The sequence below is a fragment of the uncultured Gilvimarinus sp. genome, from assembly GCF_963972205.1.
GTDB lineage: Bacteria > Pseudomonadota > Gammaproteobacteria > Pseudomonadales > Cellvibrionaceae > Gilvimarinus > Gilvimarinus japonicus.
Genome location: NZ_CAXAUC010000013.1, coordinates 57350 through 72834, shown reverse-complemented (window position 1 = coordinate 72834; position 15485 = coordinate 57350). Strand labels below are relative to the sequence as shown.

Annotated in this window: 10 protein-coding genes; 3 read left to right on the top strand and 7 right to left on the bottom strand. The window is 52.9% G+C overall.

The features are described 5' to 3' along the window. Positions 1 to 120: 120 nt before the first annotated feature. Positions 121 to 2061 (top strand): hypothetical protein, encoded by a 1941-nt coding sequence (locus AACY82_RS15455; RefSeq protein WP_339617737.1) that lies wholly within the window; start codon positions 121 to 123, stop codon positions 2059 to 2061. Between the two features lie 68 nt (positions 2062 to 2129). On the opposite strand, the gene mgrA is transcribed toward AACY82_RS15455, so the two are convergent. The 3 genes from mgrA to AACY82_RS15440 form a co-directional block, all read right to left on the bottom strand. After that, positions 2130 to 3143 (bottom strand): L-glyceraldehyde 3-phosphate reductase, encoded by a 1014-nt coding sequence (mgrA, locus tag AACY82_RS15450; RefSeq protein WP_339617736.1) that lies wholly within the window; start codon positions 3141 to 3143, stop codon positions 2130 to 2132. Positions 3144 to 3279: 136 nt separating this feature from the next. Continuing rightward, positions 3280 to 4197: a cysteine synthase A gene (gene cysK / locus AACY82_RS15445; protein WP_339617735.1), complete on the bottom strand. Its 918-nt coding sequence runs from the start codon at positions 4195 to 4197 to the stop codon at positions 3280 to 3282. A gap of 200 nt (positions 4198 to 4397) precedes the next feature. Then, positions 4398 to 5654 carry a hypothetical protein gene (locus AACY82_RS15440; protein ID WP_339617734.1) on the bottom strand — a complete coding sequence of 419 codons (1257 nt, stop codon included), beginning with the start codon at positions 5652 to 5654 and terminating at the stop codon, positions 4398 to 4400. A 288-nt stretch (positions 5655 to 5942) separates the two neighbouring features. Here AACY82_RS15440 and AACY82_RS15435 point away from each other — a divergent pair, with 288 nt between their 5' ends. Both AACY82_RS15435 and AACY82_RS15430 read left to right on the top strand, forming a co-directional pair. Then, positions 5943 to 6881: an HPP family protein gene (locus AACY82_RS15435; protein ID WP_339617733.1), complete on the top strand. Its 939-nt coding sequence runs from the start codon at positions 5943 to 5945 to the stop codon at positions 6879 to 6881. A gap of 98 nt (positions 6882 to 6979) precedes the next feature. Then, positions 6980 to 7468, top strand: a complete 489-nt coding sequence (locus AACY82_RS15430) for a YgjV family protein (RefSeq protein WP_339617732.1) — start codon at positions 6980 to 6982, stop codon at positions 7466 to 7468. 96 nt (positions 7469 to 7564) lie between these two features. Here the strand turns inward: AACY82_RS15430 and AACY82_RS15425 are convergent, their stop codons facing one another. The 4 genes from AACY82_RS15425 to AACY82_RS15410 all read right to left on the bottom strand — a co-directional run bounded on the left by AACY82_RS15425 (position 7565) and on the right by AACY82_RS15410 (position 15192). After that, entirely contained in the window at positions 7565 to 8137 is a 573-nt protein-coding gene (locus AACY82_RS15425; RefSeq protein ID WP_339617731.1) for an outer membrane beta-barrel protein, read from the bottom strand. Positions 8138 to 8736: 599 nt separating this feature from the next. Continuing rightward, positions 8737 to 9891 (bottom strand): pectate lyase, encoded by a 1155-nt coding sequence (locus AACY82_RS15420; RefSeq protein WP_339617730.1) that lies wholly within the window; start codon positions 9889 to 9891, stop codon positions 8737 to 8739. A gap of 88 nt (positions 9892 to 9979) precedes the next feature. Further along, positions 9980 to 12145: a hypothetical protein gene (locus tag AACY82_RS15415; RefSeq protein WP_339617729.1), complete on the bottom strand. Its 2166-nt coding sequence runs from the start codon at positions 12143 to 12145 to the stop codon at positions 9980 to 9982. A 74-nt stretch (positions 12146 to 12219) separates the two neighbouring features. Beyond that, on the bottom strand, positions 12220 to 15192 hold the full coding sequence (locus AACY82_RS15410) for a TonB-dependent receptor (protein WP_339617728.1): 2973 nt from the start codon (positions 15190 to 15192) through the stop codon (positions 12220 to 12222). Between the last annotated feature and the right edge of the window lie 293 nt (positions 15193 to 15485).

The window sequence follows — 15485 nt, the reverse complement described above, 5'->3', positions numbered from 1 at the left end:
TGTTAAATTGTGTACAAATGCGCGAGGTTGCCTGCGAGATGCCGGCAATTTCGATATACTCGCGACGATTGTCACCAAAGGCTGGCAAACGATGGTATTAAAGTTAATTAGGGAGATTGTATGACGTATCGTGTATTAACAGCGCCTGTGCGCTGGACACTGCTGTGTTTGAGCGTTGCCGTAGTGGCGGGGTGTGGCAGTGACGATAATTCCGCGGAATTGGAAACCATCCATGTTACAGCCAGCAGCGGTGAGGGAGGCACAGTTACGCCACTTGAGTCTGATGTTCCTCGTGGCGCCACACTCCATATCACGGCGCACCCCGATTTAGGTTATCGATTGCTCAATATGACAGGTTGTAATGGTACCGTCATCGACGAGAATCATTACAAAACCGCTGATATTGAAGCGCCTTGTCATATTCAGGCGACCTTCGAGACCGGCCCCGTTGAAGAGCAGGCTGACCTGCAGTTTAGCAATACCGCGATTGCCCGAAGCATTGGCTTTAAGTGGGATGAGGTGACGTACGCGCTACGCTACACGCTTTATAAAAACATCGACGGTGAATCTGGCTTTACCCAAATAGGCCCTGAATTTGCCGGTGACGTGCTGAGTTACCAAAGTGTCGAGACGCTGTACGATAATCTTGAAGCTGAATATAAACTCGAGGCGTGCAACGACGAAAGCTGCATGGATTCAGAGCTGCTATTAACCGACAGCGGTATTAACCAAGCCATTGGTTACATTAAACGCCCTGAGGGGGATGGCAGTCTGCATCTGGGAAATGCGTTGGCTTTTAGTGGTGACGCTAAAACGTTGGTGGCTAGCGCACCGGAAAACTGCAGCGCTGCTAACCAAGGCCTGTGTAGCGGTGTCGTCTACGTTTATCGTTTAGGTGAAACGCGCTGGCAATTTGAGGCGGCGTTAGAGTTAGACGATATTCGTGCTGACTCGCGCTTTGGCGAGCGAGTCAGCTTGAGCCGAGACGGAAATAAATTGGCCATTAGTGCGCCTTTTGTGCCTGCCTCGTTTAGTGATACCAATGATACTCGTGTAGGCGCTGTTTACACTTATGAGTTTGACAACGGTAGCTGGACTCAGACGCAAGCGCTAACGGGGGATGAGCAAGGCGAAGATGGCTCACGTTTGCTGGGCTTTGGCGCCGACATCGCGTTAAGCGGTGATGGCGACACCTTGGCATTAGTGGCGCAAGAATTAATCACTGAAGATGGTCAGGCGTTGTTATATCGTTTAAATACGGATGACAACAACGAAAACGTGTGGGAACTAGAACAGCGCTTTGATACGGCCAGCGCAGTGAGTTTAGATAACACCGGCAACTACCTGGCATTGGGGTTGCGCAATGGGACCGAGCTGGATGGCGAAGAAACGGAGGTGGGTGTTACCCAAGTATACCACTACAACGCCGAGGCTGATGAGGAAGAGCAGTGGGAGCTTGCAACCGAGCTGAATGCGCCTGAGGTCTTTACGGGGCAGCATTTTGGTCATCGTGTATTGCTGAGCAATGATGGCACCAAACTACTGGTGGGGGTGAACTACGATAGCACGTTGGTCGATGCCGGGCAGCTTGAAAAGCCAGAAGTTTATATGTATCAACGTGACTCCGGTGAGTGGAGTTTGGCGCACACCTTTGCTCAGCTTGATCAGCAAGGCGCGATTGATAGCGACGATAATGGCCGGTCGCGCTACGGTAGCGTGTTCTCTATGAGTCGCGATGGCACTCGGGTGCTGATTGGAGACCCCACCGAAGATGGTAACGGCAATGGTTTTTTTGCTAACGACGGTAATAATGCCGCGGGGTTAGCCGGGGCTGCGTACTTGTATAACTACGCCGATGGCGCGTGGCAAGAAGAGGTTTATATTAAGGCTAAAAATACCGACGCGGGCGATCAGTTTGGCGAGGCTGTGAGCATTAGCGGCGACGGTAAAATTATTGCGATAGGGGCGCCGGAAGAAGACGGCCCTGCAGTTGGCGTTGACACCGCGGTGATGGCCGATAACGGCAACGCCGATGGCAGTGGTGCAGTGTATTTGTATTAGCCCAACTTATAAAACACACAAAAAAGGCGCTGAAACTTCAGCGCCTTTTTTGTGTGTGCAGCCTAAAATTATGCGAGAATTTGGTCGATGCTTTTTAACTCGGCCGCGCTAAAGTCTAAGTTTTTGAGCGCCGCGACTGAGTCTTCAATTTGTGCCACGCGGCTCGCGCCAATAATCGCACTGGTCACGGTTTTATTGTTTAACACCCATGCCAAGGCCATTTGTGCGAGTGATTGACCGCGTGTTTCAGCGATTTGATTCAGCGCATTAATTTTACTCAGGGTAGCCTCGTCGAGATCGTTTTCGCTGAGGTAGATTTGCTCGCCGCGGGCGGCGCGCGAATCTTTGGGGATTCCGCCTAAGTATTTATTGGTGAGCCGGCCCTGAGATAGTGGCGAGAAGACAATTGCACCCACGCCTTCGTCATCTAGTGCATCGGTTAAACCGTCTTCGATCCAGCGGTCCAGCATGTTGTAGCGTGGCTGATGAATCAGCAGCGGTGTGCCTAAGCTTTTTAAGATGGCGGCGGCTTCGCGGGTTTGCTCTGGATTGTAGCTTGAGATACCCACGTATAGGGCGCGGCCCGAGCGGACAATATAATCCAGTGCCTGCATGGTTTCTTCTAACGGTGTTTCCGGGTCAAAGCAGTGCGAGTAAAAAATATCAAAGTAATCGACACCGCAGCGCTTTAAACTCTGGTCACAACTGGCGACCAAGTATTTGCGCGATCCGCCAATGCCGTAGGGGCCGGGCCACATGTCATAACCGGCTTTGCTGGAGATGATCAACTCGTCGCGGTAGTGGGATAAACCCTCGGCCATTACCTGGCCAAAGGTCGATTCCGCCGAGCCGTAATTAGGGCCGTAATTGTTGGCCAGATCAAAATGATTGATGCCTAAATCAAACGCGCGATGGATCATGTTGCGGGCGTTAGCAAGTGAGTCGACTGCGCCAAAATTTTGCCAAAGGCCCAGTGACAATTGCGGTAAGCGCAGACCGCTTTTGCCGCAGCGTGGGTAGCTCATGGATTGATAACGATCGGGGGCCGCAACGTAGCGCGGGTTTGGCTCGTGGGTAATCATTGTGTGCTCTCTTAGTGGCAGTCTCAGTGTTAGGTTTTCTGGCTTATTATGGATGTGTGCCAGTGGTGGTATTCTACGCAAAAGCCGACCGCAAGCGGCCGGCCATGACGATTCTTAACGAAGTTTGTGGGGTTCTTTAGGCGCCGAACAAATCGTCGACAGATAAGTAGCGCTCACCGGTATCGTAGCTAAACGTTAGAATACGGCTGCCGGGAGCAAAGTCTGCCTCGCGCTGTTTGATTGCAGCAAGACTGGCACCGGACGAGATGCCGACAAAAATGGCCTCTTTGCGGGCGCACTCGCGGGCCATTGCAAAGCTGTCTTCCTCACTCACGGCAATGGTGCCATCAAGGCTGTCGGTGTTGAGAATATCCGGCACAAACCCCGCCCCTATGCCTTGCAAGCGGTGCGGGCCTTTATCCTTACCGGCAATGACTTGTGAGTTTTCGGGCTCAACCGCAAAGGTTTGCAGTTTAGGAAAGGCAGCTTTGAGCTCCTCCGAGCAAGCGGTAATGTGGCCGCCAGTGCCCACGCCCGTAATTAAATAATCGAGGCCTTCGGGAAAGTCTGCCAAAATCTCTTTGGCGGTGGTGTTGCGGTGCGCCTCGACGTTGGCCTTGTTGGTAAATTGCTGTGGAATCCAGCTATTGGGAAAATCGTCGTGCAGCTCGTTAGCCTTGGCGATGGCGCCGCCCATACCTAGCTCTTTGGGGGTTAGCTCCAACTCGGCACCGAGTGCCTTCATGACTTTGCGCCGCTCAATGGACATAGATTCGGGCATCGCTAAAATCAAACGATAACCACGCGCCGCCGCGACCATGGCGAGACCAATACCGGTGTTGCCGCTGGTGGGTTCAATAATCACGGTGTCGGGTTTCAACAGGCCTTTTTGCTCGGCCTCTTCGATCATCGCCAGTGCGATACGGTCTTTAATACTGCTGCCGGGGTTAAACCGTTCGACCTTCATCCACACTTCGATGTCGGAGCGAAATAGGTTGTTGATTTTAACGTGAGGGGTGTTGCCGATGGTTTCGAGGATATTGTTAACTTTCATAGTGGCGCTCCCTGTTTGAGTTGACCGGGACTACTAGTGAGCACCGCCGATGTACGCGGCACTCAGAGTAGCTTTGATGATAATCTAACAGAAACAGGGGGTTTTGGGCAGGGTGGTGGTTTGTGGCTGTTGCGTTCGAGAGACTTTATTGTGCGGCAGTGGTGGTATCACGCCCACCACTGCGCACGATGCCACGGCGCTCAATCCTCAAGCAACTTGTTTGCTAACACCTTAGATGGCTCACCGGTGAGCTCTTCTACAATTTCACGCAACTGCTCTAAGCTGACTTCGCCCAGTTGCATCATGGCGCGGGTGGCGTTATCGAGGCTTTTGTCGCCTTCGGTGCGCGCTTGTATCTCGGCGTCTAGCTCGCCAAACAGCAGGGCGGCGCGAGCGGTGCGCTCGCCGCTGGAGGCGCCACCACGTAGCTGGTCGATATCTTTACTCCAGTCAGCCAGCCAGTCTTTTACAATCTTTAAGCGATTGTCGGTCAGGCCGCCGGCGCGATGTAAAACGGTGTACGAGTAGTATTCGGCTAGGCCTTCGGCGATCCAATCGTCGCCTTGGGCGCCGCTAATGCGGGTTAGGGTGTGCATTAGCTCGTGCAAGAGGGTGCTGGTGCCGTTTTCGCTCACCATGGGGCGAGCAGAGTGCACAAACAGCGAGTTAGGGCCCGATAAGCCACCGCGCCACATGGGGTCGCCAGCCATAACCATGAGTATTTTGGGGGGCATGGTGCCGACAATCTCTTGCAGTGTTGGCCAGTTGAGCATGACAAAGCTCAGTACATCCATGCGGCGAAGGTCATCACCGGTGGGGCCGCTGACCACAATATGGGTATCGGGCAAGTGCTCGCGCCGGGTACCCAATGCACCAGCGATAAACCAACCGGTTGGCCGGTCAAAACGGCGCTCGGGGTTGTCGATCTTAAAGCTGCGCTCGTCCGCTTGTTTTTGCCAGCCGCTGTTGACGCTGGTCCAGCCCTCCGGCAGGGTAAAATGTAAGGTGGCGCGGCTCTCTATGCCCTTGCGCCCGCGCACGGTGGCGGGAGGGATTAAATCGTCGCCACGAAAAATGGCAAAATCATTTTTTCGCAAAGCATCGTAACCACCGCTGTCGCGCTTGTGAGTCATTTTAACCTGCAAACTTAGCCAAGCGTCTTTACTGGGGGGCAGCCAGCGGGCGCGGCCATCGTCTATTTCCAGCTCGCCGCTGGCTTTAAGGTCGCTGTGAAAAGCGTCGTTAAGGTTAAAGTCGAATTCGGTTACGCCGCTGTCGTCGCCTAACTCAATCCGCACCAAGGCATACTTATCCGAGTCGCTTAGGTCTACTTGATAGGTTAGATCGTAGGTGTCTTCGCTGTTTGCGTAGGCCGTTTGTGCCATACATATTGTAAAAACTACCGCGATAAAAGCGCGGATAAAATGCGCCGTGTGGCCTAGAGGGGTTACAGACATTGGGTTGAGCTTCCTAATTAAAGTATGTGTTGATGCGGCTTCGGGGCTTTGACTGACGCGGCGCCACTCGGTTCGCATGGGGCGCACGGTATCACGGGTTTTTGTGTGCTGTGGTGGATAACACTTGCTCCTGTTATCGGTGATCACTATGATTGCACCCTTTTTGTGCAGGGCCTTTAGGGCCGTGCGATCTTAGTGCCGCGGCTATTGGATTAGCAAAGATAACGCCAAGTGCAAATGTGGCGCCAAATAAACCGCCAGTAATAGATGGGAACGAGGATAGCGAGAGTGAAGAGTTGGTTGCAAGCGTGCTTGGGGTTATTGGGCGTAGAGGCCAACACTACCAGTCATCACGAAAAGTGGATCTCGGCGCTGGGGGGCGGTTTAGGTATCGCGGCAGTGTATGGCTTGTCCCACTGGGCGCTGGATGGCATGGCGGCGGGTTTAATGGTGGCCTCTATGGGTGCCTCAGCGGTATTGCTGTTTGCGGTGCCCCACGGCACCTTATCGCAACCTTGGGCGGTGATTGGTGGACACCTTGTGTCGGGGTTTATCGGCGTGAGTTGTTACCTCACACTGGGTAATTCTCTGTTGTCGGCATCGGTGGCGGTAGGTTTGGCCGTAGGCGCGATGGCCTACTTGCGCTGTATTCACCCGCCGGGCGGTGCTACGGCGCTGGCCGCCGTGATCGGTGGGCCTGCGCTGCACGCTTTAGGCTACGGTTATTTACTCACACCGGTGGCGCTTAATTTGGTCGCTATTCTTGCCGTGGCGTTGCTGTTTAACAATATGTTTCACTGGCGCCGCTATCCTGTGGCGCTTATGAAACCGCGCCAGAGCGAGCCCGACCGGCCCCATTTGGCGCTGTCGCACGAGGATTTTGCGGCGGCCATGCACGCATTGGACACCTACGTAGATGTTAACTCTGAAGAGTTGGCCCAGCTGTTTGATCGCGCCTGGGAGCACGCCCGCGCTGCGGATCAACATGTATTAAAGTTGACCCGTGGCCACTACTACAGCAATGGGGAGGTGGGCGATCAGTGGTGTGTGCGTCAAGTGTTTGATTTGGCCGAAGAGGACGCCGGTAATCCTCGGGCGCGGTTAATTTATCGCGCGGTAGCCGGGGCTCGCGAAGAGCAAACGGGGCTGTGCCGGGTAGAGGAGTTTCGCCGCTGGGCCAAGTTCCGGGTGACGAAGCAGGGCGAGCGCTGGATTAAAGCAACGTAATTCGCAACGCCCGGTGCGACCGCCCAGAACGAGAGTATGGTAAAATGCGCCCTTAGCGCGTTTTTACCCTCTCGGAATTTCCATGTTCAATACCTTTCATGTTCGATAACCCTCTCGCTCAGTTTTTTGGGCTACTCAGTTATTGTTTGGGCATTTATTGCTTTTATCAGCGCGACGATCGCCGCCTTAAAATCGTCATGTTTATTATGCAAACCAACAACTGCATTCATTTTGCGTTACTGGGGGCGACGACGGCGTTGCTTAGCTCGATATTCTCGGTGGTTCGGACGGGGTTATCATTGCGGACCAAATCACCCTTAGTAGCGTGGTTGTTTATTGCGGTAAGTTTTTCGCTGGGGCTGTATTTAACGGATGTATGGCAAGATATGTTGCCCGTTATCGGCTCGTGTATTGGCACCTACGCGCTGTTTTGTTTGCAGGGAATCCGTATGCGCTTAGCCTTTTTGCTGGGGGCGTGCTTTTGGTTGGCCAATAATATTTACGTGGGGTCATTGGGAGGCACGTTATTAGAGGCAACCTTAATTACCGTTAACTGCCGAACCATGATAAAGCTGTATCGCGCGTAAAGTGAGTGATTTTGCGTCGTGTAATAACAAAAAGGCCCGAAGAAAGCTTCGGGCCTTTTGGCGCAATTATTAGTTATTGTGGCGCACGCGTGCTGCTTAGAATGTCACCACACCACCGACCGAGTAGAACGTCATGTCGGCGTCGTCGATTTCAAAAATCTCGTACTCGGCGCGAATAGCGAACGAGCCTAACTGAACTTTGGCACCTACCCCGTAGGCGGCATCGGTGCCCGAGTCTGAGGTGTCAAATTCAAAGTTGGAAATGTCGCCATCCCAGGTGATAACCCCAGCTTTGCCGAATAAGCCAACGGGCCCTAAATCCACGCCTACTAAGCCCGCCGCAGTCCAGCCGGTGACTTCAACCTTTTGGCTACCCAGGGCATCGTTGAGAAATTGCTCCTGTGAGCCAAAGTCGATATAGCCACCTTCTACGGCCAAATCGAGCAGGGGAAGTACCCCAAAGTTGTAGCCACCAAAAATTTTGTAGGCGGTATCGTCGTCTTTGAATTTGTAATCGATCCCGTCAAACTCCGGAAAGCTTTCGTCGTAATCGATCTCGGCGTTACCCACCGAGCCACCCAAATAAAGGCCGCTTTCGGTGCCAGCGTAAGTAAAACCAGTAGCGCTTAATGCGCCGGTTGCGAGAAGAGTACAGAGTAGTTTTTTCATTGCGTTAGCCTCCTATGCTAATAATTTTACGCCGAATGACAATAGCCCGATTTATAAAAGCTGTCTATCGAAAGGCCTGCAAAACATTAATGTTGGCGGATGAAACTGAAACATTTTGAATGTTGTAGTAACAGCTGAGCCTTAAATAGCAGACAAAAAAAGGGGCCGCAATGCGGCCCAATGGGGGAGGGTTGATGTAAGCCACGGACGTGGCTCTCATCGAAGGGAATAAAAAGGGGCCTAAGGGCGGCCCAACGAGGGTTCGGTGAAACGGATGCGATTCGAGCGGTTGCCTATTGGTCGCTGTTGCTTGACGTTCATGCTGTGCTCTCTCTCGCTGCCTTCGTTTACTGTTACTAGGTATATAGCGCGAACTGTGCCAGTTTTAAAAAGTCGTTTAAAAACAGTAGGTTGAGAATTTTCGGTGTTGATTTTTAATGTATGTAGGGGCTGGGGGGCGCTGGTGAGTGTAGGTTTTGGGTGCGGTCTTTGTAACTCTTACAGAAAAATGTTTAAACGCAAAAAAACGGGCCCAGCGGGCCCGAAAGGCAACAGCTAAGACTTAGCTGTTGCCTTGAGGAGGCTCATGAATAGCGCGGTTAGGGCGTTGGCAAGCAGCTGGTAATTTTGCCGCTGCCGGCATTAGCGATAACGTGGGCTTTGGTGTCCGCGCCCGCCATGGCGGTGTACTCGTACTCTGGTGTATAGCTCACGGTAGAGGTTAAGTCGGTGCCGGGGCCTGCGATTAAGTCACCGCCGGCGGGATTGCTCCAGGTGATGTTGTCGTAGACGTTGTCGGCTAAATCCCAGTAGCCCACCTCTTCAGAGTAGAAGCTGACGATGGGGTTTTGCACATTTTCAAATACAGTGCCTTCAACACGAATGTTGGCGCCCATGCGGGAGTTAACGGCGGTAGAGGTAACATCTTTGTAGACGTTGTTTAGAATGTGTGCCTCGCCAAAGCGGAACAGCGGCATGCGCGAGCTGGCGTTTTCCCAGTAGTTGGCGTAGAAGGTAATGCGGCGATGGTTGTTGTCATCATCGCTGCTGCCCCACAGTGAGGTCTTCCAGCTGTCGTGCAAATAGTTGTACGAGATAGTGACATTATCGACATCGCGTTTACCACTGACGAGCTCGTCGTAATAGTCTTTGTCGCTGTTTAAGTCGTTATAAATCTCGTTGTGGTCGATCCAAATATTGCTGGCCGGGCCTTCCAAGCTAATGCCGTCTTTCTCGCCGATATCGACGTAGCGAATGGTCAGGTTGCGGATAATAATGTTGTCCGATTTGTACACTTTAATGCCAATACCATCGAGCATGGCGCTGTCGCCGACCCCGATAATCGAGACATCGGACATTTCTTTAACATCAAATTTATCGACGTTGGAGTTGTCCGGGGTAATGGTGCCATCGACAAAAATGGTTAATGGGTTGCTGCCTTTACTGGCCAGTGCGGCTGCTAACTCGGAACCGGTGGTTACCGTAGTGGTGTCGCCGCCAGCGCCACCGGTAGTGCCCGCACCTAAACTGGCAAAGCCGACCACGGTATTCATGGTGTCACATTGGTTGGCGACTGAGCTGCTGGATGAGCTTTCGGTGGACGAACTTTCGCTCGAGACACTCGAGCTGGCTTCGCTGCTCGATGAAGAACTTTCTGGGTAAGTAGGATCACTGCCAGTAGGGCCGCCCGAGCCGCCGCAGGCGCTGAGGGTGGCCGTTAATGCCAGAATACTAGAAAAAGTGACTGTTTTCATGGGATGTCTCTCTGCGTTACTTCAATACATCGTGTTCTATTTTACTTAAGGAGAGGCGCGGCGGTGCGTTACACCGCCGCGATTAGCCTTAAGGAGCCAGCGGATCGATGCTGATGTTGTCGAATTCAACGGTGATGTTGTTTTCTCCAGGCGCCGCATAAAGGCCTACGTACCAAGTATCGCTATCGGTGGTTGCGGCAAAGTCGCTGGTGCTGTTTGCCTGAACAAAATCGATACCGTCTTTTGAGTAGTAGCGTTTAACGCGCTTTTCTGCACCGTCGTCATAGATCTCTATGCGCACATAGTCGCCCACTTCCAGCTCGGGGATATCCGAGCGCGAGCGGCTGCCGCTAGGCTTCATTTGCGCCCGTGAGCCAATCAAGGCCGCCGGATCACCATCGACGTAGAAACCGGCATCGGCCCAGCCAGGAAGGTCGGCAAAGTCGGCCACTGGGTCCATGTTCTCCATTGCCATAATGCCAAAGCGGTAGGCGTTGCCGGTAGCAATGTCTGCGCCTGTGACCGAGCTGATTTGCGCGGTAAACATAAAGTCGCTCATCTCAATTTTTTGGCTGGCAAAAAACATGTTGTGATTAGACGACGACATATTGCCGCCGGTGGCCTCTAGCGTTACCGAGAAAGCTTCGTTTTCGCTTAAGCTGCCCGCTGGCGCAATGTCGGATTCACCCGCCAGATTTAAGTCATTGGGCATCCACTCGGCGTCAGCGCCCGGTGCACCATCGGTGTACTCAATTTTGATGTTCTCGATGGTGATATTGCCCACGCGGCTATCGGCGCGCAACTGCAAGAACGAGTTGGCGGTGCCAAACTCTGGCTCTAGGGTTAACTCGTAAGGCAGCGAGCTAACATCGTCGGGGGTTAGTTCGATCACTTTCGAGTCACCACCGTGAATGGAGTTGCCAGAGCTGGTGGTGTTGTTGTCAATATAAACCTGGAATTTACCTGGGTCCGCGGCATCGGCGCTGCTAAAGTCAGTAATGGTCATGCTGATGCGATACGGGGCCGATAGGTCAATATCGCCCGAGGGGTTGGTGGCCTCGGCACTCGGTACGCCTGTGTCACCGATCGTAAAGCGCGCGTTGTTCATGCTTAACGCGTTGTTCTCGACGGTAATACGGCTGCTGCCACTGGTCACTTTATAGAATGGGTCGGCGCGATCGTTTGAGATCGACAAGAAGTCGGCACCGTCAGCTTCGCCAAACAGAGTGTCGGCATCGCTTGTTAGATCGACGGTGAATGGCAAACCACCGAAAGGCGTACCTTCCACTTCAGGCTCTGGCGCATTCTCATCATCGCCGCCAGTGGCAGGGTTGACTAACTTGTAGTTGGAATCTTTGCTGGCGCAGTCGGGTTGTGGGTTATTGCCCACGTCGCTTTGGTATTCGATTAACAGATCGTCGAACACTGCCCAGCCACCACTGGAAACACGCATGGCGATAAAGGAGTTTTCCGTGCCGACTAAATCGGGCTTAGAAGCGACCAGTGTGCCGCCATCTTCCAAGGTAGTATCGCCTGGAATATTAATTTCTACGCGCTTGCCTGGCACTAAAGTGTTAACCGGTACGTTAAAAATGCGCGAACCGACATTACCGCCGCCGTGAATAGAGCTGGCTTCGCTGGTGGTGTTGTTGTCGACATAAATTTGAAAATCGCTAGAGCTGGCGGTGTCGGGTGCGGCGACCACACAGAAGGAAATTTTATAATCTTGGCTCAGATCCAGTTCGCCCCAGCTTAAACCATCATCAACGCCATCGCCTGGGGTAGAGTCTTTGCGTGGGTCAGCGACGTCACCTGCCAACGGTGATACCGTTTGGGCAATGGTAAAGCGCGCATCGCCCAAGCGCATTTTTTGGTCGGCATCGGCGGTGATCCAGTTGCTGCCTTCGGTGTCAAGGCTGCCGTCTGCCATATACACGCCGGCCATTGAGTAATAAAAGCCGCCTTCGCCTTCTTCGGCTTCGCTCGCAAGGGCTTTGTAATCAGCGGAAAAAAAGCCGGTGGTGTCATTTGCACCAAACGTTTCAATAAGGGGTAAATCGGTATTGGCGATTTCGGGGAGATCACTGCCGCCACCATCGCCGCCGCCGTCACCACCGCCGTCGGGGTTTTCGATATTAATGATAATGTCCGGTGCGCTGGAGTCGGGCTCGCTGCCGCAACCGGTCATAAAGCTGCTGGCGATGATCAGGGAGCTCAGAAGCGTTAGCTTAGTATTGATAAGCTTAGTGTTCATAGTTAGATACCTTCGTTATTGTAGATTCGTTGGTGGGCGCCAGCTTGTGGCGCCGTGACTATTGCTTAACTGGGTTACATAAAGCGGTAGTTCACACCCACTTGGAAAGAGGTTCCGTAATCCTCTGATTCAAATAGCATGTTGCCGCGCGAGTATTCATTGCCTTGGAAGTACTTAAAGCTTTTGTCTTCGGTCAGGTTGATTGCATCGAAGTAAAATTGCAGATCATCGTTAAACTGATAGGTGGCTTTAAAATCTAAGCTGTAAGTGTCATCGTCGTAAACATCGGCCCAAGAGGCGCAGTTTTGCGGCAGCCCAAGGGCAGCATCGGCGTCGATGTCCGCTTGTGAACAGGAGCCAATACGTTCCAGAACTTTACTGCGGTAGTTATTAATAACCCGCAGTGATATGTCATCGTTCTCCCAGCCGACGGTTAAGTTAACCGTGGTGTCAGCTTGGTTGGGGAGCTGGATTTCGTCGGCACGGATGGTGTCGCCAACATCGGCGGTACTGTCGATCAGGGTCATGTTGCTTTGCACAAACAGGCCCGACTCAAAGTACTGCGAGTAAGACAGTTCAACACCGTACACTTGGGCTTGTTCGCCATTGGTGGTTAGGTTGACGTCGTTGTAAACTTGGCCGGGCCGAAAGTAGAACTCGCTGATTTGGTCAACGGGAATTTGTACCGGCATGTCTTCAAACGAGCTGGATACACCGCTAACATCGACAATAAAATCGGAGATGTCTTTGTAAAAGAGAGCGGCTTGTAAATACAAATCTTCGCTGGCATACCAAGTGATCGAGGTGTCCAAGTTGACCGACTTCATGGCGGTGAGCGTTGGGTTACCTAGATTAATCACGTTGTCAGGGCTAACGTAAAAGTTTTTCGACTCGGACGATAAATCTTCCAGTGACTGGGCGCCGATGTCGGTTGGGCTGTCGCTACACTCGCCGTAGTTGGCGCTACCTTCGATGTCATTACAGACTTCAATACGGCCCGAGAAGTCCGCGAAAGCGCGAGCTTCGTTAAACGAAGGACGAGTAAAACTGGTCCATACCGAGGCGCGCACTAAAACGTCTTCCCGTGGTTCGTAGCGGTAATGCAAGCTGGGAAAGAAGTCATCGTAAGCGCTGTCAGCGCCTTGCATTGGTACCGCGATATCCAGTACGGCGGCCTCGTTGGCGACTTCAAAGCGGTCGTTACGGATTGATAAGTTACCGGTTGAGGTGAAGTCGGTTTTTGACCAGCGGACACCGGCAATTAACGATGATTTTTCACTGAGTTGGAACTCGGCCATCACGTACGCGGCAGCGGTGTCTTCGGTCAGGGTGTAATCGTCTTTCACGCTGTCTTGCCCCGAGCGCAGCGGATCGGTGTACTTGGCAATTGGCGTGGTGATATCCAGCAAACGCTCGGCTTCATCATAGGTAATAAAGTCTTGCTGAATGTCTGGGTGCGCCGGGGTAAAGGTAGCAAAATCACCTAAACGTGCGCCGGCCAGCTGCAAGCACTCGGCGTCGCCATCACAACCGTTGGTGTAATCGCCGGGAATAACACTCCAGCGGTCTTTGTTGCGGTAGCGATCCCGTTGCTTAACGGTAAAGCCGGTTTTGATGTAGTTTAGAACGTCGCTGTCGGCGAAATCTTTTTGCAGGTTTAAGCTGATCTGATCGATGGTGTCTTCACGGAAGCTGTCTTCAATAAAGATGTTGTCGTACAGCAAGTTGGTTTGTCGGCGTTCGCCTTCTTGAAAGCCGTTAAGGCCGCCGTAACCGCCCGATTGCGGCAAACTGCCCGAGCCGCTAAGCGCTTCTAAGACGTCGGGGGAAACCACTTGACCTTGAATGTAACCCGGGCCGGCAACGCCTAACATGGGCAAGTCGCGGGTACGAAACTGCACGCGACGACCATCGGGCTTTGTCCACTCGCCGATAGAGTGGGCGTAGTCGTAATCTAAGGTCCAGTCGTTAGCAAAACGGTTTTCACCGCCAATAGAAAGAGCTGTGGTTTCCGAGGTGCCGTCTTGAATAAAAAACTGTTGCTGTAAGTCGGTGTCGACTAAACCAAATAAGCCGCTGTCATTATCGATGTAGACAATATCGCCAGAGCCGGCTTGACCAAAACGGTAGTACTCGCGCATGGCCAAGTCGAGATCGTCGTACTTGGTGTAGCTGGCTTTGGCGTAGTACTCGGAGTTTTCGGTTGGACGCCAGCCAAGATCAAGCGAGCCCGAGGTGCGGGTGCGCTCGGCGTCTTCTTGGCGCGCCTCGTAACGGAAAGGGATCAGCATCGGATCGCCTTCGTATTCAGCGGGCAAGCTTTCAACGTCGGGTGTGATATAGCGCGGCAATGAATCCGAATGGTGTTGTACTTGGTAGACCACACTGGAGCGATCTTCGTACGAGACCGAGTAGCCTACGCCAATGGTGTCATCAGCAAATAAGTGGGTGCCGTTGATGGCGATTTTCGGGTTGAAGTCTTCTTTGTAAGATTGATAGTTACCTTGCGCTTTGACTTTAACGCTGTCGCCTTTGCGGTCAAAGGCCGAAACGGTATTCACGTTGACGGTACCGCCGATGGAGTTTAGATCCATGTCCGGGGTTAAGGCTTTAATTACCTCAATTGAGCCGAGCATATCGGCGGGCAGGGCATCCAGCGCAAAAGCGCGGCTGTCTGCGCCGGCGGAGGCCAGCTCGTTGCCGTTCATGCTAACGCTGACAAAGCCGGGGCCGAGGCCGCGCACGTTGACGAACTTACCTTCGCCTTCCGATTTTTGCAGGGTAATGCCGGGCAGGCGTTGCAGCGATTCGGCGACGTTTTGGTCGGCGAAGTTACCGACATCGTCGGTGGCGATGATCGAGCTAAAAGCGTCTTTGTCGCGCTCGCGCTCGCGGGCGTTAAGTTCGGCTTGGCGAACACCCTGAACGACGATCTCCTCCATGGCGCTACTGTCGCTGGTGTTTTCGGGCTGGTCGGCGTCCTGCGCGTGCAGCTGGCCGGCTGATGCCATGGCGATCAACACTGAGAGTAGTCGGTACTTCGGCATGAGTGTACTCCGTTTTTATAGATTATTAGAAATTTATGGTATTACCAATTTATAGCTAATGTTTGCATATAAATCATCAAAGTTCAATATTTGGTTTTACCATTTTAATTTTTGGTCTTACCTTTGGCGCGGCGGGTGCTTTTGGCCGCGTGGCCTGGGCATGTTGTGGGTGTTAAAAATGTTAATGGCGCGGGGCGCTGCCGCCATGGTATGACGGCCGCGCCCCGCGTGTGTGCGCCTTGTGGGCGTTTTGTGTGGATGTGGAGAGCCCTACATCCGGTTGTGCGGACGAG

Coding starts and splice junctions, on each gene's coding strand:
- AACY82_RS15455 (WP_339617737.1), top strand. CDS start 121: ATGACGTATCGTGTATTAACAGCGCCTGTGCGCTGGACACTGCTGTGT.
- mgrA (WP_339617736.1), bottom strand. CDS start 3,143: ATGATTACCCACGAGCCAAACCCGCGCTACGTTGCGGCCCCCGATCGT.
- cysK (WP_339617735.1), bottom strand. CDS start 4,197: ATGAAAGTTAACAATATCCTCGAAACCATCGGCAACACCCCTCACGTT.
- AACY82_RS15440 (WP_339617734.1), bottom strand. CDS start 5,654: ATGTCTGTAACCCCTCTAGGCCACACGGCGCATTTTATCCGCGCTTTT.
- AACY82_RS15430 (WP_339617732.1), top strand. CDS start 6,980: ATGTTCGATAACCCTCTCGCTCAGTTTTTTGGGCTACTCAGTTATTGT.
- AACY82_RS15425 (WP_339617731.1), bottom strand. CDS start 8,137: ATGAAAAAACTACTCTGTACTCTTCTCGCAACCGGCGCATTAAGCGCT.
- AACY82_RS15420 (WP_339617730.1), bottom strand. CDS start 9,891: ATGAAAACAGTCACTTTTTCTAGTATTCTGGCATTAACGGCCACCCTC.
- AACY82_RS15415 (WP_339617729.1), bottom strand. CDS start 12,145: ATGAACACTAAGCTTATCAATACTAAGCTAACGCTTCTGAGCTCCCTG.
- AACY82_RS15410 (WP_339617728.1), bottom strand. CDS start 15,192: ATGCCGAAGTACCGACTACTCTCAGTGTTGATCGCCATGGCATCAGCC.